Below are 24,014 nucleotides of genomic sequence, written 5' to 3' on the forward strand. Positions count from 1 at the left end.
TAGTCTTGGGATTGTACCTTGATGGGACGGGCGGCACCTCTGCCGCCACGCCCTTTGGTGGTGTGTTATGTGGTCAGCGGATCAGCTGACGCGCAGGCCCACGCGGTGCATGGTGTTGTTCAGATACCCTTTCGGGTTCCAATCAATCGCAAAGGGCTGCATGTCGCCCGCGCTGTCGGTCGCGCGCGCCCAGACCTCATAGTAACCCGCCTGCGGGAAGGTCACGTCAGAGCGCCAGTTCTGCCAAGCACCAGAGTTGACCGCATCGTCCAGTTCCGCGGTGACCCATGTGGTGCCGAAATCGATCGAAATTTCCAGCTTGCTGATCGAACGATCGCCCGACCATGCGTGACCGCGCACCTGGGTGGCCTGACCGGCAACCTCTGCCCCGTTTTCAGGGAAGGTGATCAGCGATTTCACCGGCATACGCTCGATGATGACAAAGTCTTTCTTGTCCACCTTCTCACCCGGTTCAACCGGACGGTTCGGCACACGGTAGGCTTTGCCGGTCATTTTCGGGCCGTCATGCACGATGTCGCGCAGTTCAATCCGGGTCAGCCATTTCTGTGCGGTCGAGGCAGGCCAGCCCGGCACCACCAGACGCAGCGGTGCGCCGTTCAGCGGATGTAGCGCGGCACCGTTCATTTCAAACGCGATCAGGATTTCATCGGTCATCGCCTTGGAGATCGGCATGCCACGCGAAATCGGCAGCTTCTCGGGATCGCCGGACAGGTGAGTGTCCGCCGAATAATGCGCGGTATAGACCGCTTCGGGCTTCACGCCGACCTTTTCCAGCACGTCCTTCAGGCGCACACCGGTCCATTCGGAACAGGCCACAGCGCCATAGGTCCACTGGTTGCCCTTGGCGGGCGGGTTAAAGAAACCACGGCCGTTGCCGCCACATTCCAGTGTCAGCGCTTTGGTCACCACTTCGAACTGTTCTTTCAGCTCAGCAATGGTGAAGGTCATCGGCGTGTCCACAAACCCGTCAATTGTCACGGTCCAGGTGGCGGGGTCCACATCTTCGGGCGGGATCCCGTTGTTGCGCACAAAGTGACGGTTGGTCGGGGTGATTGCGTCATCCAGCAGATGCGGCGGGGTTTCGGCGTTTACCGGGCGATCGTTCAGCAGGGTCAGACCATCTTTGCCGACCAGCACATCCTCAGAGGCCATCGCGGCAGGCACAAAGCCAATCGGCATGTTGCGGTGAAACGGGATCGAGGTGCCGACCATCGCGGCCATGGTGGCCAGGCCGGTCTTCTTCAGAAACCCACGGCGATCCGGATTGGCCACACGGCCAAAAAACGCTTTGTCGGCTTTCTCGGGGTCCTCTGCAAAGAAGCTGTGGACGTCCTTGTTTGCTTTGTCTGCCATTATTCCCTCCCAATGGCGTGTTCACTGTCATTCGTGCAAAACTGCATGGGAGAAACGGGTGACCCCGCCGGTTTATTCCACGGGGGCGGCAAAAAATCTGACTTTGGCCTGCATTTTTTCCCGCAGGCAGCCGCCAAAACAGCAAATCAGCCAATATTTATTGCCCCAAACGCGGCCGCGGCTTGACTTCCGACCGGACAGGGATCATATGCACCGCCAGCGCTGCGCTGTCGCGTGACCAGCCGGGCCCGAAGACGAGGCCCCAGCGCCCTACCCCTCCAGTTCCCCATCACGCAGGGTTCTAGACGCCAACCGAGCCCCCCTTGGGGGTCTGTGTCTGGCGGAAACCTCCTGCGCCGCACGCTGTGCGGCCTCCCCCGTGTGGGCCTGCCGGCTCATGCGTGAAAGGACATGAATTGTTTGATTTCGACATGCTGGGCCTTAGCCCAGCGCTGAACAAGGCCCTTGGCAAAGCCGGGCTGAAGACCCCGACCCCAATCCAGAACCAGGCGATCCCGCTGGCACTGGAAGGTCACGACATTCTGGGCCTTGCCCAGACCGGTACCGGAAAAACCCTGGCCTTTGGCCTGCCCCTGATGGAGCAGCTGCTGACCGAACCGGGCAAACCTGCTTCAAAAACCGCCAAAGCGCTGGTGCTGGCGCCAACCCGGGAACTGGTGAACCAGATCGCTGACAACCTGAACATGCTGGCCAATCATACGCCTATCCATGTGCGCACCGTGGTCGGCGGCCAATCGATCAACCGCCAGATCGCCGTTTTGAACCGCGGCACCGATATTCTGGTCGCGACCCCCGGCCGTCTGATCGACCTGATGGACCGCGGCGCCGTGGATCTGTCCCAGACCAAACATCTGGTGCTGGATGAGGCCGATCAGATGCTGGACATGGGCTTCATCCATGCGCTGCGCAAAATCGCCCCCAAGCTGGGCACCCCGCGCCAGACCATGCTGTTTTCGGCCACCATGCCCAAACAGATGGAAGAGCTGTCCAAGGCTTACCTGGCCAACCCACGCCGGGTGCAGGTGTCGCCCCCGGGCAAAGCGGCGGATAAGGTCAAACAGTCGGTGCATTTCCTGGACCGCGATGCCAAACCCCGAATGCTGCGCGAAATCCTGTCCAAGGACCTTGATGCGCTGACACTGGTCTTTGCCCGCACCAAATGGGGCGCGGAGAAGCTGATGAAATCGCTGGTACGCGATGGCTTCAACGCGGCCTCAATCCACGGCAACAAAAGCCAGAACCAGCGTGACCGCGCCATCAAAGGCTTCCGCGAAGGCAGCATCAACGTGCTGGTTGCCACCGATGTGGCCGCCCGCGGCATCGACATTCCCGGCGTTGCCTATGTGATCAACTATGATCTGCCTGACACGCCCGACAACTATGTGCACCGCATCGGCCGCACCGCCCGTGCTGGCCGCGAAGGCGAAGCGATTGCCTTTTGCACCGCGGATGAAGCTGAACTGCTGCGCGACATTCAAAAGGTGATGAAGCTGGAGATCCCGGTCGCCTCAGGCACACCGTTCCTGCCCAGTGAGGAGCCGAAGAAATCCGGCGGCAACCGTCGCCGTGGAGGACGCGGTGGCGCCCGTGGTGGCAGTCAAGGCGGCGGTCAGGGCAACAGCGGTACCTCCGGGCGTGGCAACGGCCGGTCACGGGGTGGCAACGGTGGCAACGCACAGGGTGGACGACCCGCCCGTGACGGTGGCCGACGCAGCGCAGAAGGTGGCCAAAACGGGGGTCAAAATGGGGGCCAGAATAACGGCCAGCCCGGTGCCGACAAACCTCGCCGCAATCGCCGCCGGCGGCCGCGCAAAGCGGCAGAAGTGTAACACCGATAAAAAAAGCAAAAACACCTCCTGAAACCAGGGGGTGTTTTTTTACAATTGATACACCCAAGTTTGCAAAATGTGCACAAGTCTTAATCGGTGCATGCCTAAGCTTTGACCGTTTGCCCTAACATTCAACCTAGCCTGCCATTTTTTTGCGCACCTGCACCCCAGAGTGGATTTTTCTAAGTTTTTTAAGGCTCTAGCCCTAAACTGTGACAGAAGCGCTCCGTTCTGTTCAACGCGGAACTACACTCATTCCGTCCAAAGTTGCCCCCGCTACCACTCACTCTTTCGGGTGCCGCTTTGGTATTTGTTACGGTGAAAGGTACACAGGTATGAAGTTCAGGACGAAGATCATGGCGGCGCTTTTGGTGCTTGGTTTGGCACCGGCGGCTGTCATCACCTACGTCGATATTCAGCGCATCTACAAACTGTCCGAAGATGCCGCGCGCGGCTCGATCGAGACCGTCTTTGCGATGAAGAAAAAATCGATCGAAAATTACTTTGCCAATGTGGTCAGCGTGGCCGAAACCATGGCGCAAAATCCGATGGTCATCAACTCCGCTCAGGAGTTTGCAACCGCCGCCAAAGATGTGGACCGCCGGATGGAAGATGAGCCCGCAAATGCCGCTCTGGCCCAGCGCTATGCCTACCAGGGTGACAACACGCCCGGCGCCACCGCCGAAGACGTGGCCCGCTGGCAACAGCTGGATCCCCTCGCACGCAAGCTGCAGCAGCTCTACATCAGCGACAACGGACAGAACATCGGTGAGAAACACCTGATGAATGATGCCGGCGACGGCAGCCTCTATTCCAACCTGCACGCCTGGTATCACCCCTATTTCGCCTCCACTCTTGATGAGTTTGGCTTCTACGACATCTTCCTCTTGGACGCGCAGGACGGCCGGATCGTCTATTCGGTGTTCAAAGAATTGGACTACGGCACCTCTTTCCTGACCGGCCCTTATAAATCGTCGGGTTTTGGCCGCGCCGTGGCTGAGATCATCAACAACGGTCAGCGCGGCACCGTGATGGTTGATTTTGAACCCTATGAGCCCTCTTACGGCGCCGATGCCGGGTTTGTCCTGGTGCCCCTGATGGAAGGGGAGACGCTGAAAGGCATCATCGCCTTCCAGGCGCCTGTCGACCGGATCAACGCCATCGTCAACACCGAGGTGAAGGGGTTTGAATCCTCTGAATCGCTGTTGCTGGGTGACAACCACCGTCTGCGCGCCGTCCCACGCCTCAGCACCGATCTGAACGTCGGGTCCGAGGTCGACAGCGAAACCATTGATCTGGCATTGGCTGGCGAAGGTGGCTTCATCCGTGGCGAAAACCATGTCGGCACCGAAAGCTTTGCCTCATACGGACGGCTGGACATTCCCGGCTTTGACTGGGTGATGGTCACCGGCGTGGACACCTCTGAAGCACTGGCCGAAGCTGATGCTGCGGTTCAGGCAACCTTCTACAAGTTTGGCATCATCGGTCTGGTGATCATCGTCGCAGGCTTTGCGCTTGGCACCTCCCTGCTGCGTCCTGTGCGCCGTCTGGGCAATGAGTTCCAGGAACTTGTGGTGTCTTCAATGGATAGTCTGGCCGAGGCCGCAAACCGGTCGAAAGCAGCCGCGGAATCCATGGCCTCCATGGCGGAACAGACCAGCGCCCAGGGGGCTGTGGTCAAGGAAAACTCCGTCGCTGCGGCGGACAAAGTGTCTGGCACCGCGTCGGCGGTTGAGCAGATGTCTGCCTCAATCCAGGAGATTGCAGGCGGTGTGACCCGCACCTCGACCCTCAGCCAGGATGCCAACACCAAAGCCGAGACGGCAACGGCCACCCTGCAGGACCTGCAGGATGCCACTGCGCGCATCTCCAACGTGGTGAAGTTCATCAATGGGATCACGGCCCAGACTGATCTGCTGGCGCTGAACGCAGCGGTCGAGGCCGCCCGCGCTGGCGAAGCTGGCCGTGGCTTTGCCGTGGTAGCCGAAGAGGTCCGCAAGCTGGCCGAGCAAACTGCTGAATCCACAGTAGAAATCCGCCGTGAGATCGACGCGGTGACCGATGGTGTGGAAACCAATGTTGTCGCGATCAAGGAAATCTCTGACGCGGTCGCGGCGGTGCAGAACCAGGCCTCAAACATGTCCTCTGCAGCCGAGCAGCAGGGTGGCGTGACGCTGGAGATGTCAAATTCGATGGCGGATCTGTCGAACCGGGTTGATAACGTCTCGAAAAACATCATCGGTGTGGAAGAAAGCTCCACCATCGCGGCCAAAGCGGCGGCGGATGTGATGAACCAGATGTTCTCGGTCGATGATGCGGCGGCCAATACCAATGCCGCGATCAAGGACTTCCTGCAGAAGATCGAACGCCTCTAACCTACAGAGATTGCGAATCAAAAAGGGCGGCGCTTGGCGTCGCCCTTTGTGTTTTCGGCTGCGTCATTTTCGCCCGATCAGATTTTTTCGCCGCCGCAAAATGCCCAATGAGACGCGATTTCTCACCCAGACATGCAAATGCATGAAAAAATACAGATTTACGATATATCGTTTATTTTCAATATAGCCGCGCCAGAACGTGAACATTGCCTCATTTTTATCTTTCGCACATGCAGCGAAAAGTGACTGGCGTCTTGTGGAAATACCCTATACGAATGGGATTGGTCGTGATCCTTGACAGTTTTAGTTGGTTATATCAGTAGCCACCTCGCGATCAGCCCGCTCAAAGCCAGCAAATCATCTCGCCGCACTCACGCGTAAGATTTACCAAATGCTTTGAGGGGACTATGAAGCATAAAACACCCGTCGCGGTGGCCGTTGCCGGTCTGACCGCCCTACCGACCCTAGCCAGCCCGGTGCTGGCGCAGGACGCAGATGCAATCGTCGAACTGGACGCAATCGTTCTGGAAGAAAGCCGCCGTGGCGTTCAGACCGAAACCGCAAGCTCCACCACCATTGTTGACCAGGCCGAAATCGAAGCGCGTCAGGCGACCTCGATGGGCGAGCTGCTGGACTCGATCCCGAACGTTTCGCTGATCAACGGCACCACCCCATCGGGTTCGGCCGTGAACATTCGTGGCCTTGGTGCCGCCGCTGGCACCTACGGGACCGACGGCAAAGTGGCTGTGATTGTTGATGGCGTCGCCTCGGGTGCCGAAGAAATCTACCGCAACGGTTCGCTTCTGATGCTGGAGCCTGAGCTGTTCAAAGAAGTGAAGGTCACCCGCGGCCCGTCGGAAAGCTTCCGCTACACCTCGGGCGCCATGGGCGGCACCATCGAAGTGCAGACCAAAGACGCAACCGATTTCCTGGTTGACGGTGACACCTTCGCGTTCCGTCAGAAGCTGGGCTATGAATCCAACGGTGACGGCGTGATGTCGACCTCGATCCTGGCCTTTGCCCCGGATGACCGGTTCAACGTTCTGGCCTTCTACGGCTACCGTGATGTTGGCAGCGCCAAGGACGGTGACGGCAACGTCCGTGAAGCCACCGCGTTCCAGGCACCGTCTGGCCTGCTGAAGCTGAACTACAATCTTGACGATGACAGCACGCTGACCTTCGGCCTGACCCGCACAACCAGCCCGCAGGAAGATGTGCCCTACGATGCGTATAACCCCGCGTGGTCAGACACGATTGTGGACAACACCATCGAAGACACCACCGGCTACATCGCCTATCGCTACAACCCCGTGGACAGCGATCTGATCGACCTCGAAGCCCGTCTTACCTACAAAGACGAGAAGATGACGATCACCTCGGCAGATCCGGCAGACAGTCTGATCAACACTGCGCATGACACCGAAACCCTGAGCCTGCGCATTGAAAACACTGCCCTGTTTGACACCGGCGCTGCAGGTCACAAGCTGCTGGCCGGGATCGAGCTGAAAGAGCGTACGCGTCAGGCTGTTCTGACCGCAGGCGCGACCGAAGGCGACAACGATGGCACCGCACCGGGTGGTACGGATGAAAGCATCTCCCTCTATCTGGTTGATGAGATCACCGTGTCGGATCGTTTCACCCTGACGCCGCAGCTGCGTTTTGAGAAACAGACCATCACGTCCTACAACAACAACGAGGCGATCGTCTGCCGCGGCCCGACCCGCTGTTTCACTTACCCGGCGATCCCGGACGGCACCAGCCACAAGTCGCAGGCATGGACCGGCGCCCTGTCCGGTCGCTACGAGGTCTCGGACTCCTTTGCTGTATTCGGCACCGCCGCCTACAACGAAGACCTGCCGATCATCGACAACCTGCGCAGCAGCACCATCGACGTTTCCGAGAAGGCCACCACTTTTGAGGCTGGTATCTCCTACGACGGTTTTGATGTCTTCATGGGCGAAGATCGCCTGCAGGCCAAGCTGACCGGCTTCAAGACGCACATCTGGGATGGCACCAGCTACTCGGGCGTGTCGCAGGCCGATCTGGAAGGTCTGGAACTGGAACTGAACTACGCCAGCCCGGCCTTCTATGCTGACTTTGCAGCGGCAATGACCCGCGGGACCATCAATGGCACCGATGACCACTTCAACTACACCCCAGCCGACAGCGTTCAGCTGACCTTGGGCAAACGGTTCATGGATGACCAACTGGATATCGCGATCGAAATGAAACATGCCTTTGCGCATGATCGCACGTCGACCACGACGATCCCGGGCATGACCTTTGCGACCGAAGCATCGGACGCCTGGACCACCTACGCGTTGTCGGTGGGCTATGTGCCGAACCAGGGTGTGTTTGAAGGCACAGAGATGCGCCTGGGGATCGAAAACCTCTTCGATGCCACCTACCGGCCATATCTGACCAACCCGAGCCGGAATGCCAAAGGCCGGAACATCAAGTTCTCGCTCGCGAAAACGTTCTAATCCATTGGGCGGCCCCTTCGGGGGCCGCCTCATCCGTCTAAAAGACCCAAAAACACAGATTTCCCGAGGACACCCAATGACGCAAAAACCCAGCGCCGCAGACATTCGCCAGGCCAAAATCGACAATGCCAAGATGCGTGACCGCGATCTGGCAACGAAATTGGGCATTTCCGAAGCTGAACTTGTCGCCGCCCATGTCGGCAGCCGCGACGGTGAGACCATCACCCGTATCAACCCACATCCCGATCAGCTGATGCCTCTGGTCAGCAAGCTGGGCGAAGTGATGGCACTGACCCGCAACATCTCGGCCGTGCATGAACGTGTGGGCACCTATGGTGAATACCGCTCCGGCCCGCATGCGGCGATGGTGCTGGGCCATGACATTGACCTGCGCATTTTCCCCAAACACTGGGTGCACGGCTTTGCCATCGATCAGGTGACCGAAACCGGCACCCGCCGCACCTTGCAGGTTTTTGACGCGGCCGGTGACGCAGTGCACAAGATCTTCATGCGCGAAGGCTCCAACCATGACGCCTGGGCGGAGGTTGTTGCGGAACTGACGCTGGACGATCAGTCCGAAGGGGTTGAGACCGTCGAAGCCGCCCCGATTGAGCCCGCCAAACAGAACCCCGCCAAACGTGACATCCTGCTGGAAGAATGGGGCAAGATGACCGACACCCACCAGTTCATGCGTCTGACCAGCAAGCTGGGCATGAACCGTCTGGGCGCCTACCGCGAAGTGGCTGGTGAAAAATGGGTGCGCCCGTTGGCCATCTCTGCCGTTGAGACGCTGATCAACAAAGTGTCCGAGGCCGGACAGCGCACCATCCTCTTTGTTGGCAACCCCGGCAACATCCAGATCCACTGGGGCCGTCTGGACAACATCAAAAACATGGGGCCCTGGGTCAATGTTCTGGACGAACGGTTTGACCTGCACCTGCGCAATGACCACGTCGCTGAGGTCTATGCCGTTGAAAAGCCGACCAAACGCGGCCCGGCCATTTCGCTGGAATGCTTTGACGCACGCGGCATGACCATCATGCAGATCTTTGGCATGCGCGACCCGAAAAACGACAACGACGATCTGGCACAATGGCACCAGCTGATCGCCGACCTGCCTGACCTGAACTCCGAGGAGGTTTCCGCATGATCCGTTCCCTTTTGATGGGCGCCGCTTGCGCGCTCAGCCTGACCACCGCTGTCCTGGCCGAGGACCAAAGCTACCCCGACGCGGACGCCATCGTGTCGGTGGGTGGCCCGGTGACCGAGATCCTCTTTGCGCTGGATGCAGGGGAGCGGGTGATCGCCCGTGACACCACCTCGATGTTCCCGGCTGAAGCCATGGCGCTGCCGGACGTGGGCTATATGCGCCGCCTGTCGCCCGAGGGCGTTCTGTCTGTCGGCCCTGACCTGATCATTGCCCGCCACACCTCGGGCCCGGTGGAAACGCTGGACCTGCTGCGCGCCGCATCGGTTCCGGTGGTACTGGTCCGCGACGGCTTCAGCGGTGAGGCCGTCAGCGCTGCCATCCGCACCGTCGGCACCGCCATTGGCGCAGAAGACAAGGCAGAGACCCTAGCAGGTGAGGTCGAAGCAGACCTTGCCGCGCTGGCGGGCGAAATTGCCAAGGTGGGCCGTAAGAAACGGGTGATGTTCATCCTGTCAAACGACGGTGGCCGCCTGAACGTTGCAGGCCGTAACACCGGCGCGGATGGCATCATCACGCTGGCCGGCGCAACCAATGTCATGGCCGAGTCCTATGAGGGCTACAAACTGGTGAACGACGAAGCCATCATCGAAGCGCAGCCTGATCTGGTGCTGATGATGAGCGGCCGCGGCGATCACGCGGGCCGCAAGGAGGAAATCCTTGCCCTGCCTGCCATTGTGCCAACTCCGGCAGGCAAGAACGGGGCCTTCCATGTGATCAACGGTGCAGCCCTTGGCTTTGGCCCGCGCACCGCCGAGTTTGCGCGCGAGTTGCATCTGGCTATCTACGGTGATGAGGCCGTGTCTCACTGATGTCGACACATACCAATGCTGGCCCTGCTTTGGGCCAAAAGGCTGTGGCGGGGGACCGCCGCAGCCTCTCCCGTTTACTCAGCTTTATTCTGCTTGGCGCCCTTGGGCTGACGATGTTGCTCAGCCTTGGTTGGGGTGCTGCGGATCAGACGGATGTGCTGGCTGCCCTCACGGGCACCGGGTCCGTGCGTGATCAGATCATTGTCTGGGACATTCGGATGCCCCGGATGCTGACGGGCGTGTTGGTCGGCGCGGCGCTGGCGGTTTCGGGCGCTGTGATGCAGGGCCTGTTCCGCAACCCGCTGGCAGATCCTGGTCTGGTCGGCGTCAGCGCCGGTGCGGGTTTTGGCGCAGTGGCGGCGATTGTGCTGGGCGGCTACCTGCCTGTTGCGGTGATCGCGCTGGTTGGCAACTACCTGGTTCCATTCGCCGCTTTCCTCGGCAGCTGGGCCACCACGTTGCTGCTCTATGGCATTGCCACCCGGGGGGGGCGCACATCCGTTGCCACCATGTTGCTGGCCGGGATCGCGCTTGGCGCGCTGACCGGCGCGCTGACCGGGCTGATTGTGTATTACGCCACGGACGACCAGCTGCGCGATCTGACCTTCTGGGGCATGGGATCGGTTGCAGGCGCCTCCTGGGCGAAATTCACCGCCTCGGCCCCGATCATCCTGCTGACCCTGATCGCCGCGCCCTTTCTGGCCCGCGCCCTGAACGCATTGGCCTTGGGCGAGGCCGCCGCCAGCCATCTGGGCATCGACGTGCAAAAGATGAAGCGGATCGCCATCCTGACCGTCGCGGGATCGGTCGGCGCCTCGGTCGCAGTGACTGGTGGCATCGGTTTTGTCGGCATCGTGGTGCCGCACCTGCTACGCTTGGTACAGGGCCCGGATCATCGCGGCCTGCTGGTCAACGCGGCCCTTCTGGGGGCGGTGACCCTGCTGCTGGCAGATGCGATTTCACGCAGCGTGATTGCCCCGGCGGAACTGCCGATCGGGATCGTGACCGCCGCGCTTGGCGGGCCATTTTTCCTGTGGATCTTGCTGAAAAACCGCAATCTGGTGGAGATGTAAGATGGAGCTTATTGCCAAAGACATCCACGTCAAACTGGGCCGCAAGGAAATCCTGCACGGCGTTGATTTCACCGCCCGTGCAGGCCAGCTTACAGCGATTGTCGGCCCCAATGGATCCGGCAAAACCACACTGTTGCGCGCCCTGACGGGTGAATTGCCTTACAAAGGCAGCGTCATGATGAACGGTCATGACTGCGCCCGTATCAAAGCCCATCAGCTGGCGATGATGCGGGCGGTGCTGCCGCAGGCGGCCAACCTGGCCTTCCCCTTCACCGTGCTGGAAGTGGTGCGTCTTGGTCTGACCGCCGGCCTGGCCTCGGACACCCCTGATATGAGCGACCGGCTGCCGCTGGAGGCACTGGCGCGGGTCGGGCTGGCCGGGTTTGAGGGGCGTCATTTCCACGATCTGTCTGGGGGGGAAAAACAGCGGGTGCAGCTGGCCCGGGTGCTGGTGCAGATCTGGGAACCGATGCTGGAGGGTCAGCCCCGCTGGCTGTTCCTTGATGAACCCGTCTCAGCACTTGATATCGGTCACCAGCTGGTGGTGATGCAATTGGCCCGTGATTATGCCGCCGCAGGCGGCGGGGTGATCGCGGTGATGCATGATCTGAACCTCACCGCGATGTTCGCCGATCAGGTCACGCTGATGGACGCCGGCGCAATCCGCGCCACAGGCACCCCTGATCAGGTGCTGACCAATGAACGGCTGAGCGCGGCCTATCATTGCCAGCTGCAGGTCAACACCCTGCCCCCGCAGGGCGGCGCCTGGATCCTGCCGCAAGCCGCCGAAGCTGGCTGAACCACACATATGGCTGGGCCGTGACCTTTTGCGGCCCGCCTGCCCCCAACGTTTCCCCCAATGTTTCACCTGTGGCAGCAGCCCCAGATCTGACTGGCTGAAACAAACCCTTCCGTTCACCCCCAAATCGCCACACAACTTAATCGCGGCCTGCGCAAATTGATTTACCTAAGGTAATTTTCTTTTTCATTATTTGAAACACGCATAGATGTTCATGCTTCTGAAAAAGCAGCAGAAAATCAAAAATGGTAGCAAGATTTTCGAAAACTACCCAAAGATGTTCTAAAACATGCGCTTTTGGAGTCCGTAGTACAATGTAAGCGTCTTAGGTGCAGTTTTATTTCCACCAACGGGCGCGCTTGTACGACCCTGACCCCGACCCCTTAGTGCGAGTACTCAGTATGACCCTATCTATCAAAGCCAAATTGGCTCTGTCTTTTACGTTATTAACAACCCTTATTGTCATTATCGGCGTCATCTCCCTGAAAGAGATGGCCATCCTGAAAGATCGAAACGACAAGATCGTGCACGAAGATTTCCAAGCGCTGCGCGACCTTGATGAACTGGCCATCATCCAAGAACGCATTCAGAACCTGATGCGGGATTATGTGATGATCGACAAAGGCCCGCTGCATGACCAGATCGAGCATGAACTGGAAGCGCTGGAACATGAAGAAGAAGAACTGATCAAAACCTCCTATGGACATGCGTCTTCCAAAGAGGTGGCGGTGCTGGACAAATTCGTTGCGCTGCGCACCCAGCTGGAGGCCGTAAATGCCGAAGTGATCGCCCTGTTCAAAGAGGGCAAGCTGGAAGAGGCGGCGCTGAAACTGGTGATCGATGGTGGCAAGTTCGACAAGGCCATCCTGAAGCTGATCCATGACTTCTCGGAAGAGGAAAGCATCATCCTTGAAGAAGAGGTGCAGCGTTCTGAACAGGAATATAACCTCGCCTGGTTTGAACTGGTTGGCATCATCATCGGTGCGCTGGTGTTCAGCCTTCTGGTGGGTTTCAGCATGGTGCGCTCCATCAGCCGCGGCCTGAATTCGGCCAAAACGCTCAGCAAACAGGTGGCGGACGGTAATCTGACCGCGACGGTCGAAAACCGCCGTAAAGATGAAATTGGTGAGCTGCTGACGGACCTGAACCGGATGGTCGAAGACCTGCGGCGCACCGTTGGTGATGTGACCAGTTCCGCCTCAAACGTGGCTGCCGGCGCGATCCAGATCTCCGCCACCTCAAACCAGCTGCAGGAGGTTTCGATCACTCAGGCAGCCGCCACAGAAGAGGCCTCGGCCTCGGTTGAGGAAATCGCCGCCAGCATCTCCAGCACCGCGGACAATGCGCATCAGACCGAAACTCTGGCCAGCGAAGCGGCGGAAATGGCGCGCAACAGTGGTCACGCGGTGAACGAAGCGACCAAACACATGGACAGCATCGTCGAGAAGATCCAAGTGGTGCAGGAAATCGCCCGCCAGACCGACCTTCTGGCACTGAACGCCGCGGTGGAGGCCGCGCGGGCGGGCGAGCATGGACGTGGTTTTGCGGTCGTTGCATCTGAGGTTCGCAAGTTGGCGGAGCGCAGCCAGGAAGCGGCCGCTGAAATCAACACGCTCACCTCTGTGACGGTGGAATCCTCGCAAACTGCGATGACCATGATGGATGAACTGGTGCCAAGCATCACCAATACCTCCAAACTGGTGTCCAACATCTCCACCTCGAACTCAGAAATCACCAAAGGCATCGAACAGATCGGCATTGTTGTGGGCCAGGTGGATTGTTCCACCCAGACCAACACCGCCGCCTCTGAGGAGCTTTCGGTGACCGCCGAGGAGCTGGCGGGACAGGCCCGGATGCTGCGCGAAGCCATCAGCGTCTTTGATCTGGGTGAGGCTGGTCAGGTTGACAGCCCCGCGCCAAGTGCAAACGCACCTGCCGCCCCTGCCATACCGGTGGCCGCAGCCCCTGGCCCCGCAGCCGCGGCGCCGCAGTCCTCCACTGGGATCTCACTGGATCTTGGCGATGACGCGGATGAGGTGGATTTCACCCCGGCCAACAGCAAAGCAGCCTGACACCCGATCGGACACTCGCACCTGTCGCAGCGCCGTCCCGGACCCCGGGGCGGCGTTTTCATGCCTAATCCTGCAGGGCATTGCGGAACGCCGCAGCAAAGGGTTTTAGCAGGTATTCAGCCAAGGTTGTCTGGCGCACCTCAATGATCAGCTGAACCGGCATATCCTCAGACAGGCGCAACTGCCCCAGCGCCCTTTGCAACCGGTCTGCCGCCGCAGCCGACAGATCCGCCCGCCCCGCGTATCCCATGGGCTGGCCGCTGTCATCCAGCACCGCACGTGGTGAAATCGCTGCCACAGTGACATCAATCACCGGCATCGCTCGTTGCGGCAGACTGGTCAAAACCAACCGCCCCGACATGCCGGGCTGCAGCTGGTCAATGTGTGACACCGGCACGGTAAAGGCCACATGCGGTCGGTCCAGCGGTTGCGCCAAGGCAACCAGCGTGGCGCCGCGATTGGCGTAGCTGTTGCCGGACTCCAGGCTCAACTCCGTCACCATGCCCGCCACCGGCGCGCGGACCTCAGCGCGCGCCACGCGATCGCGCAACGACAGCAGGGTTTTGCCAATATCCTCCAGCTGTTTTTCATTCGCCGCTATGGTGCTGCGCAGCCCTTCGCGCAGCTGCAACATCACCAGATCCGCCTGCGCCGCAACCTGCTGCGCCTGATCCTGCAAGGCGACCAATTCCACCCGGTCGCCCTGCACCTCAGCCTGCACGATGAGGATCTGTTCCGCCAGCGCCTCCCCCTCTTTGCGTTTTAACAGACCTTTCTGCAACAGCGCATCCTGCCGGTCCGCCCGGGCCTGCATGCCGGTCAGCTGGGCCTCCGTGATGGCGATTTTTTCCTGTAACGCCGCCGCCTGTCGGGTCAGGCTTTCCGCACTGGCCTTTTTGGTCGCTTGTTGCACCATCGCCTGTCGCGCCCGCAGCTTGAACGGCGATGTGCCGCCCTCTGGGTCAGGATCAACAGCATGCGGCGCTGACGCCCTGTCCAACAGCGCGGCGATAATAGCATTTTCCTGCGACAGCCGGCCTTGCAGCGCCTCTGTCGCGTCAACCTGCGCGGCCTCCAGGGAGGTATCAAGGCGCAGCAACAGCGCCCCCTGCTCCACGCGGTCATGGCGTTTCACAGCCACCTCCGCCACCAGTCCACCGTAGGGGTGCTGCAGAACCACCGCAGGCTGCGCCGACACCAGTTTGCCGCTGAGGCTTAGGGTGCTGGCCAAAGGCGCGAACACCGCCCAGAGCGCCACGGCCGCCAGAAAGGCCAGCAGGGCCAGGCCGCTGCGATAGATCGGCCCCATGACCTGAGGTGGCAAAGCACTGTGGATGGCGGGGGGTGATTGGCTCAATTGATCCGCTCCTGCAGTTGTCGCTGGCCCAGTCCGCCACGATCAGCATGCAGCGCGACGTGAAACACCGTCACATCCTCTTGTGTGTGCAGGGCGAAGCTCTGGCTCATCTGGCTGACCGCCGCCAAGGCCATTTCATCGCGGGGCTGATCCCCGGAAGGTTCGCGCCCGGTGGCCAGCTGTTTGCGCACCCGCACCATCTTCTCCTCCAGGTCCGCATCACCAGCACCGACCATGCGCAACTCACATTCCAATTCATTCAGAAACTTCAGGGAAAATTCGACCGAGGGATGGTCCTGCTGCGGCGATGGCGCCTGTGCCAGCGCAAGGTGGAACAGCTCCATCGCGACCAGCTGCGCCTTTTGGCTAAAGGCCTCATCACTGGAGCGGGTAAATTGCGAGGCCACCCAATCACGCAGATCCTGCAGTGAAGACGCCAACAAAGGCAGCGCCATGCGCCGCCGGTTGCCACTGAGCCGGGCCAGAACCTCGGCCCGGGCGCCGAAGTCAATCACCCGGCCCTGTTCCAGCCGCAGGATCTTATCCGCCAGCCCCATCAACCCGGACCGGTGCAGCACCATCACGATGGTGGTCCCCTCAGCCTTGAGCCGCAGTAAGGTCTGCGCCAGCGCCCGTTCCCCATCGCCATCGAGCAGCGCGTTTGGTTCATCCAGAAACAGATATTTGGGTTTGGTATAAAGCGCGCGCGCCAGGGCAACCCGCTGCACCTGCCCTGCCGACAAAAGGTATGGTGCCTGCGCCAGATCGCTCTCATAGCCATCCGGCAAGGCCGCGATCAACCCATGCACGCCTGCGGCTTTGGCCGCCTCAATCACCTGCGCATCCTGCCACTCGGGCTCAAAACAGGCGATGTTTTACGCAATGCTGCCGGCAACCAGTTCCGCCCGCTGCGGCAAATATCCGGTGGCGCGGTATAGGTTCTGCCGCCGCAATGCGCGCAATTCGCTTTGGTCCAGAAAGGCCGATCCGATGGGCGCAGGTGCGACACCTGATATCGCCTGCAGGAGGGTTGTTTTTCCCGACCCGGAACTGCCGACACTCGCCAGACATTCGCCCGGATCCAGCGCAAAGGACACCCGGTCTAGCAAAGGCGGGGCGCCGCCGCCGCGCGGCACAATCAGCCCCTCAGCCCGCAGAGTGCCCGAAAACTCCGGGATCTCAACAGGGGGCGGCTCAGCGGCATCGCCCCCTTTGCTGAGCGCGACATAGTCTGAAAGCGCCTGCCGGATCACCGGCCATTGCGTTGCTACAGCTTCAAAGGCGGCATAGGTCCGGCTGAGGATCAAGGATGCCGCGATCATGCCCCCAGCACTCAACGCATTTTGCGTCACCAGAAAGGCGCCAAGCCCCAGTGCCATGATCTGGCCAAGGCTGCGCAACCAGCTGCTGATCCCGGCGAGGGCTGTTTGATAGCCCGCCAGTTGATCGCTTTGACGGTGGCGAGCGCTCTGCAGCCGCTGAAACCGCTGCAGGAGGTTCTGCTCAATCATCGCAACGCCCAGACGTCCGGCGAAATCCCCCGCGTGCTGCAGAACAGCCGCCTCCTGCTGTTGCAATCTGATGAGCGCACTGCTGCCGGCGCGGGTCATCTGACGTTCCACCAGACGGGCCAATCCGAAGAGACTCAGCAAACCAAGCAGCAACAGCAGGAAGCCCGGGTGAATAAGCCACAAGGCCAATAGGAAAAAGGGCAGCCAGGGCAGGCTGAGCCCGGCTGTGGCGGCCGGGCTGGCCAGCGCCTGAGACAGCCCCGCAATGCGATCGATCTCACCACGGTCGGTTTGCGATGCGGCGGACTGTCCTTTCGGCGACTGACCTGCGGTTGCGACAACGTGGCCAGTTCCCAACGCCTCAGCCCAGGTTGAGAGGCGCCGCAACGCGAGATCACGCCCCCATTCCACCCCGGCCTGCAGCGACAAAGCAGCCAGCGCCAGGCCGCCCAGCAGCAACAAGGTAGCCGTATTGCCGCTGGGAATGACCCGATCCAGCACCTGCATCATGAACAGCGGGCTGATCAGCACCGCCAGATTGCTCACCAGTGAAAACACCAAGAGCGGAGGCAGGGCACGTTGCAAATGACGATAGGCATTCATGGCAGCCCCCTGCACTCAACGGTACGACGGTCAAAGTGAAGCGGTTTCACAAGATGAAATTGCTTTCATCCAGATCGTCGACATTCACCGATTTCAACAACAGCTTGTCGCCGCTTTCCCCGCCGGTCAGCGCGCTCAGATCCAGTTCCGTGGCCCAGCCGCGATCCGCCAGGGCCGCTTCAACCTCACTGAACTCCAGCCCATAGGCCGTCAGGTCAATCCGGTCATGGTCCGCCTCAAAGTCATGGATGATGTCGCGCCCCGCACCGCCTGAGACCACAAAGGTATCGGTGGTGCCGTCGCCGCGCCAATTGCCCCCCCAGAGGTGGTCATTGCCCGCGCCCCCTTCGATGGTGTCGGATCCGGTGCCGCCGACAATCTTATCAGCGCCCTCACCCCCATCGACACGGTCATCGCCACTGCCGGCATTGAGGAAATCACGCCCCTCATCGCCGCTGATCACATCATCGCCTTCCTGACCGCGAATCGAGTCATTGCCCGCCCCGCCTGAGGCCGTGTCATCCCCGGTGCCGCCGCTGATGTTGTCATTGCCCTGATCACCAGACAGGCGATCCTCCCCTTCGCCGCCCTGCAAAGTGTCATCGCCTGCATTGCCAAAGAGCTGATCATCCCCCGCGCCGCCACGAAGATCATCATTGCCACCCTCAGTCTGGATCAGCTGCGGGTTGCGCAGCAGAACCGGCGCCTCGGCGTCAATTTCGGTAAAGGCATCCGCCGAACGTGGATCGACCGTACCGTCGTTTGACCCGGTGGATTGCGCTTCGGACATGAACTCAGAATAGGCCTGACCAAGATCCCAATCGACATTGACCTTGAAGATCGCGCCCTGACTGCCGGTGCTGGCATCGAGATCGTGATCGCCTTTGTTCAGCCCGTAGTAGAGGTTGCCATCGCCATCCAGGAAGACCGCGCCATAGGCCCCCTTGGCCATGCCGCTTTCCATGGTGTCACCATAAAGCGTGCCGGTGATCGGAACCTCACTAAAGGTCGGCTCACCACCAGCGGCAACCGCGCTGACATCAATTTTTACCACCTTGCCCGCAGCGCCATTCTGCCCCGGTGACACCACCGCATAGAAATTGCCATCCTCAGAGTTATAGGCCAGATCATAGGTGCGGTCGGTGAACAGGCCTTTCGGCAGGTGGAAATGCTGAATATCGGGGTTACCGTCGGCATCGCGGCTGTCCACATCGACCACGCTGATCCGATCCAGGGACGAATGAAACGTCCAAAGGTTGCCGCTGTCATCAAAGTCGCCAACATAGTCGCCGTAAAATCCGTCACCAACCCGGTAAGCGGCGCCAGAAGCATCCAGCATTACGATATCATTGGTGCTGACCTCATTACCAAGCGCATCCACGCCTTTTGATTTGGCAACGCCATAAATCAGATCATCTTCGGCGTTGAACCCCACGGCGTTGATTTTGAACCCCGGCGGATCCCCCACATCCACATAAGACCGCGCCTCAACATCAAAGGCCTTCAGATGGCCATCAATCGCCTGATACAGCACCGGCTGCCCCGGGGCGAAAGCGTCAACAGAAACATCCTGCCCACCAAGTGAGACGGTTTTGTCATAGCTGACCACCGGACCGCTGAAATCATAATCAACGCTGCCTTCCGGCGGGACCGCGCGGAAGGACAGCTGGCCCTCTTCGCCGGTGCTCACCACTTCAATCTCATGGGTTTCGTAAACCCCTGATGTTGTTTCGACCGTGCCGACAACCTCACCATTCCACAGGACCTCAACCTGACCGCAGCCATGTCCTCCGCTGAGGTTCGCCGCCAGCTCGAACGAAATCGTATAAGCCTCCCCAGCGACGGTGTTGGCAGATTGGGAGATGGTCTCAACACCGTCCTCATCCGCCATCACCCAGCCCGGGCTGTCGCCATATTGCGAAAAACTGGTGAGCCCGTCGCTGCCGTCGGCAAGGATATTGCCGCCTTTCAGGTCGCCATAGACGATGTCATCCCCATCCCCGGCATTGACGGTGTCAGCGCCCAATCCCCCCTCGGCCAGGTCATTGCCCTGCTCAAGGTTGAGGAGGTCATCGCCCTCTCCGCCAAAGGCATGATCGTCGCCACGGCCCGCGTTGATCGTATCATCCCCACGCCCGGCGCTGAGCGTATCATCGCCACCGTTGCCCAGCAGCACGTCATCCCCGTCACCGGTGCGAATATTGTCATCATAGGAACGGGTGAGCCCGAGATCGCTGACCTGCACAGCCGCAGGATTGAAGACCCATTTCCCGTCAACATAGGACCATTCATCCCCAACCATGTCGCCCGCGGCCAGGTCATTGCCCGCGCCGGTGCTGATGTCATCATCGCCCGCATGGCCGTTGACCTTATCAGCCTCAGCCAGTTTTTCGCGCAGGGTCTGCCCCGCCGCGTTCTGGACGCCGTCAATGATCTGGTTGTCATCCGTGGTCCCGATGAATTCTTTCACCGGATCACTGATCGGGGTTTCACCACCATTCGCCATCTGCACACCTCAGTCTCTGGGATTGCGTTCCTCAAGAGGTTAGGGGCAAGGGGTTAACATCTTACCAGCAAGGTGCCGCCTTGCGGGAATATGTGATCTGTATTTTCCTCAAATACCGTAGATTTTCTGGGTGGCGCTTATCCCTGCATTGACCTGATGACCCTACGGGGCAAATGTGCCGGGCCTTTCCAGAACCCACGTTTGACCCTGAATATCTTATTGTCATCAGCGGCTTGTGTGTTGGTAACGGCATGGTCGCGCGCCAAGGCATCCAGCCTGGCAAAATCACGTAACTCACCCGCTGCATGTTTCTCTATCAACACATGATAGGTGGCGTCGTTCCCCCACATTTGCGTCAAATTGTTTGCATCATCTCGGGAAAGCACCCCTGCACGCACAGCACTCTGGTGTTCCAGCGCGCGTGCATTGGCGTATTTCAGATGCAGCAGATACACCCCCTCCACCAGATGATGCGATACAGATCGTTGGTGCCCCGATTTAGCAACAACACCATGATCGCGCAGCTTCCAATCACCATCTGTCAGCCAGGCTTTGCTGTAGCGGCTATCAAAGACAGCCCGTTTAGGCAGCCTGATATCCCCCGGCCCCCGAAACAGGTTACGCCCGTCGTCAACCAGTTGCAGCCCCGTAGCCATCAGGAAGCCATCACACTGTGCCGCCAGGTCTTCAAACCCGTCATAGCGCTTCACATCATAGGCAATTATCTCATCCGCATCCGTCCGGATGATGTGGGAATAGTCCTGGCACAGTTCCGCCTGTATCAAATCCATGAAGTCATAACGCTCAGCGTCAAAACTCTGCCCCCTCAGATCGCGCGGATAGGTGACGAAGTTCGCCTCAGGGAACAGCCTGCGATAGCGCGGGTCATGACCGTGCTCGATGATATACAGGTTTTCATGGCCCAGCTGTGCCCCGTAATAGGCGTACCAAACCTTCAGGGCCCAATAATCGCGATGGGCCATGGTCAAAGCGCAAATTCGCACAGGCAATACATCTCTCAATCCACTGGCCACGGTACGCGATGTACCGTTGTGGTCAACAATTGCAGAGGTATCAGGACATATATGGGGCCCCTTGAAACGCCGACGGCCGCCCTTTTTTGGGCGGCCGTTGTTCGGTGTTTTGGGTTTAGTATCGATTAGAGAGGATTTGGTATTTATTAGGTTTGGCGGTGACCTACTCTCCCACGCCTTAAGACGCAGTACCATCGGCGCTTCGGTGCTTAACTTCCGAGTTCGGGATGGGATCGGGTGTTTCACTCGTGCTATGACCACCAAACCGAATAAATACCAAGGGGCAATTTTGTTAGCCCTGATATCAACTGTTGTCCAAGTGTTTTCACTTAGGTGTGTATGCTTTTGATTTGTCTTACTTTTACTGGATCAAATCAAGCCTATCGGACCATTAGTACCAGTCAACTGAATGCGTTACCGCACTTACATCTCTGGCCTATCGACGTGGTGGTCTACCACGGTCCTCAGGGATACCTTGTTTTGAGGGGGGCTTCCCGCTTAGATGCCTTCAGCGGTTATCCTTTCCGTTCATAGCTACCCAGCACTACCGTTGGCACGATAACTGGTCCACCAGTGGAACGTTCACCCCGGTCCTCTCGTACTAGGGGCAACTCCTCTCAAGTATCCTACACCCACGGCAGATAGGGACCGAACTGTCTCACGACGTTCTAAACCCAGCTCACGTACCTCTTTAAATGGCGAACAGCCATACCCTTGGGACCTGCTCCAGCCCCAGGATGAGATGAGCCGACATCGAGGTGCCAAACACTGCCGTCGATATGGACTCTTGGGCAGTATCAGCCTGTTATCCCCGGCGTACCTTTTATCCGTTGAGCGATGGCCCTTCCACGCGGGACCACCGGATCACTATGGCCGTCTTTCGACTCTGCTCGACTTGTCAGTCTCGCAGTCAGGCTGGCTTCTGCCATTGCACTCAACGAGCGATTTCCGACCGCTCTGAGCCAACCTTCGCGCGCCTCCGTTACTCTTTAGGAGGCGACCGCCCCAGTCAAACTACCCGCCACGCAGGGTCCCGGATCCGGATAACGGACCGCGGTTAGACATCAAGCAGAATAAGGGTGGTATCTCAAGGGAGGCTCCACCAGGACTGGCGTCCTGGTTTCAAAGCCCACCACCTATCCTGCACATATTGTGCCTGATGCCAGTGCGAAGCTGTAGTAAAGGTGCACGGGGTCTTTCCGTCTAACCGCGGGAAGCCTGCATCTTGACAGGCAATTCAATTTCGCTGAGTCGATGTTGGAGACAGCGGGGAAGTCGTTACGCCATTCGTGCAGGTCGGAACTTACCCGACAAGGAATTTCGCTACCTTAGGACCGTTATAGTTACGGCCGCCGTTTACCGGGGCTTCAATTCGACGCTCTCACATCTCCTTTTAACCTTCCGGCACCGGGCAGGCGTCAGACCCTATACGTCGTCTTGCGACTTCGCAGAGCCCTGTGTTTTTAGTAAACAGTCGCCACCCCCTGGTTTGTGCCCCCAGCCACTAGTTGCCTAGAAACTGGGCCTCCTTCTCGCGAACTTACGGAGGTATTTTGCCGAGTTCCTTCAACATCGTTCTCTCAAGCGCCTTGGTATACTCTACCAGTCCACCTGTGTCGGTTTAGGGTACGGTCTTAAAGAGGGGCTATTTCCAGGGACCACTCAGCAGCCCAGACAATCCGTTAAGCCTGAACTACCTCTGTGATCCGTCACCACCTCACGGCCTAGGAATATTAACCTAGTTCCCATCGACTACGCCTTTCGGCCTCGCCTTAGGGGCCGGCTTACCCTGCTCAGATTAGCTTTAAGCAGGAACCCTTGGACTTTCGGCGACAGGGTCTCTCACCCTGTTTGTCGCTACTCATGTCATCATTCTCACTAGTGATCTCTCCACCGGATCGCTCACGCGCCGGCTTCACAGAAAGCTCCTTATCCTCCAAGGCGATCCGAGGATCGCTAAAGAGGATTGGAGCTATGTCACACTACGCTCTGCTACCATGCACTATGTGCATCCTCAGCTTCGGCTCATGGCTTGAGCCCCGTTACATCTTCGCCGCAGGACAACTTATTTAGACCAGTGAGCTGTTACGCTATCTTTAAAGGATGGCTGCTTCTAAGCCAACCTCCTGGTTGTTTTGGTCGTCCCACCTGCTTTCCCACTTAGCCATGAATTAGGGGCCTTAGCTGGAGGTCAGGGTTGTTTCCCTCTCCACGACGGACGTTAGCATCCGCCGTGTGTCTGCCATCTAGTACTCCCGGGTATTCGGAGTTTGGTTAGGATCAGTAAGCCTGTGGGGCCCCATTACCCATCCAGTGCTCTACCCCCCGGGGTATTCGGATGACGCTCTACCTAAATAGATTTCGCAGAGAACCAGCTATCTCCGAGTTTGATTGGCCTTTCACCCCTAGGCACAACTCATCCCGACCTTTTTCAACAGGTGTGGGTTCGGCCCTCCAGTAAGTGTTACCTTACCTTCAGCCTGGTCATGCCTAGATCACTCGGTTTCGGGTCTGATCCCACGAACTCATTCGCCCTATTAAGACTCGCTTTCGCTGCGCCTACACCTAACGGCTTAAGCTTGCTCGTGAGACCAAGTCGATGACCCATTATACAAAAGGTACGCCGTCAGCTCGCAAGGAGCCTCCGACTGATTGTAGGCGTTCGGTTTCAGGTACTGTTTCACTCCCCTCGTCGGGGTGCTTTTCACCTTTCCCTCACGGTACTGGTTCACTATCGGTCAGTAAGGAGTACTTAGCCTTCGAGGGTGGTCCCCCGATGTTCAGACAGGATTTCACGTGTCCCGCCTTACTTAATACGTCCTATCGAGCTTCCCATACGGGACTGTCACCCACTATGGTCAATCTTTCCAGATTGTTCTGGTCACTCTCAAGGCTCGGCTGGTCCCCGTTCGCTCGCCGCTACTAGGGGAGTATCTGTTGATTTCCTTTCCTCCGGGT

General features: G+C 59.1%; 12 protein-coding genes, 2 rRNA genes and 1 pseudogene (1 of these 15 cut by a window edge). 8 read left to right on the top strand and 7 right to left on the bottom strand.

The window, feature by feature from the left end; translation table 11 throughout:
* Positions 1-81: 81 nt before the first annotated feature.
* Positions 82-1,374 carry a sulfite oxidase gene (locus ACORLH_RS16660; protein WP_321829470.1) on the bottom strand — a complete coding sequence of 431 codons (1,293 nt, stop codon included), beginning with the start codon at positions 1,372-1,374 and terminating at the stop codon, positions 82-84.
* Between the two features lie 416 nt (positions 1,375-1,790).
* Here ACORLH_RS16660 and ACORLH_RS16665 point away from each other — a divergent pair, with 416 nt between their 5' ends.
* The 8 genes from ACORLH_RS16665 to ACORLH_RS16700 all read left to right on the top strand — a co-directional run bounded on the left by ACORLH_RS16665 (position 1,791) and on the right by ACORLH_RS16700 (position 14,045).
* Positions 1,791-3,224 carry a DEAD/DEAH box helicase gene (locus tag ACORLH_RS16665; RefSeq protein WP_321829472.1) on the top strand — a complete coding sequence of 478 codons (1,434 nt, stop codon included), beginning with the start codon at positions 1,791-1,793 and terminating at the stop codon, positions 3,222-3,224.
* A gap of 356 nt (positions 3,225-3,580) precedes the next feature.
* Positions 3,581-5,599 carry a methyl-accepting chemotaxis protein gene (locus ACORLH_RS16670; protein WP_321829475.1) on the top strand — a complete coding sequence of 673 codons (2,019 nt, stop codon included), beginning with the start codon at positions 3,581-3,583 and terminating at the stop codon, positions 5,597-5,599.
* Positions 5,600-6,006: 407 nt separating this feature from the next.
* Positions 6,007-8,082, top strand: coding sequence for a TonB-dependent receptor domain-containing protein (locus ACORLH_RS16675; RefSeq protein WP_321829477.1), 2,076 nt, complete (start codon positions 6,007-6,009; stop codon positions 8,080-8,082).
* 76 nt (positions 8,083-8,158) lie between these two features.
* Complete coding sequence (locus ACORLH_RS16680) at positions 8,159-9,232, top strand: hemin-degrading factor (RefSeq protein WP_321829479.1); 1,074 nt, start codon at positions 8,159-8,161, stop codon at positions 9,230-9,232.
* The gene (locus tag ACORLH_RS16685) at positions 9,229-10,101 is read left to right on the top strand and encodes a heme/hemin ABC transporter substrate-binding protein (RefSeq protein WP_321829481.1); all 873 of its coding nucleotides are present in this window, start codon (positions 9,229-9,231) and stop codon (positions 10,099-10,101) included. The genes ACORLH_RS16680 and ACORLH_RS16685 overlap by 4 nt, the downstream gene beginning before the upstream one ends.
* Positions 10,101-11,174 carry an iron ABC transporter permease gene (locus ACORLH_RS16690; RefSeq protein WP_321829483.1) on the top strand — a complete coding sequence of 358 codons (1,074 nt, stop codon included), beginning with the start codon at positions 10,101-10,103 and terminating at the stop codon, positions 11,172-11,174. The genes ACORLH_RS16685 and ACORLH_RS16690 overlap by 1 nt, the downstream gene beginning before the upstream one ends.
* A gap of 1 nt (position 11,175) precedes the next feature.
* Positions 11,176-11,973 (top strand): heme ABC transporter ATP-binding protein, encoded by a 798-nt coding sequence (locus tag ACORLH_RS16695; RefSeq protein ID WP_321829485.1) that lies wholly within the window; start codon positions 11,176-11,178, stop codon positions 11,971-11,973.
* Between the two features lie 401 nt (positions 11,974-12,374).
* Complete coding sequence (locus ACORLH_RS16700) at positions 12,375-14,045, top strand: methyl-accepting chemotaxis protein (protein ID WP_321829487.1); 1,671 nt, start codon at positions 12,375-12,377, stop codon at positions 14,043-14,045.
* Positions 14,046-14,109: 64 nt separating this feature from the next.
* Here ACORLH_RS16700 and ACORLH_RS16705 read toward each other — a convergent pair whose 3' ends face one another.
* The 6 genes and pseudogenes from ACORLH_RS16705 to ACORLH_RS16730 all read right to left on the bottom strand — a co-directional run.
* Positions 14,110-15,402, bottom strand: a complete 1,293-nt coding sequence (locus ACORLH_RS16705; RefSeq protein ID WP_321829488.1) for an HlyD family efflux transporter periplasmic adaptor subunit — start codon at positions 15,400-15,402, stop codon at positions 14,110-14,112.
* Positions 15,399-17,516 (bottom strand): annotated as a pseudogene (locus ACORLH_RS16710) (ATP-binding cassette domain-containing protein). Before ACORLH_RS16710 ends, ACORLH_RS16705 begins: the two are co-directional and overlap by 4 nt.
* A gap of 46 nt (positions 17,517-17,562) precedes the next feature.
* Positions 17,563-20,022, bottom strand: a complete 2,460-nt coding sequence (locus ACORLH_RS16715; protein WP_321829490.1) for a calcium-binding protein — start codon at positions 20,020-20,022, stop codon at positions 17,563-17,565.
* Between the two features lie 137 nt (positions 20,023-20,159).
* Positions 20,160-21,005, bottom strand: a complete 846-nt coding sequence (locus tag ACORLH_RS16720; protein ID WP_321829493.1) for a glycosyltransferase family 2 protein — start codon at positions 21,003-21,005, stop codon at positions 20,160-20,162.
* A 201-nt stretch (positions 21,006-21,206) separates the two neighbouring features.
* Positions 21,207-21,321, bottom strand: a 5S ribosomal RNA gene (rrf, locus tag ACORLH_RS16725).
* A 105-nt stretch (positions 21,322-21,426) separates the two neighbouring features.
* Positions 21,427-24,014, bottom strand: a 23S ribosomal RNA gene (locus ACORLH_RS16730) (it continues 245 nt past the right edge of the window).

The sequence above is a fragment of the Thalassovita sp. genome (assembly GCF_963691685.1).
Lineage (GTDB): Bacteria > Pseudomonadota > Alphaproteobacteria > Rhodobacterales > Rhodobacteraceae > Thalassobius.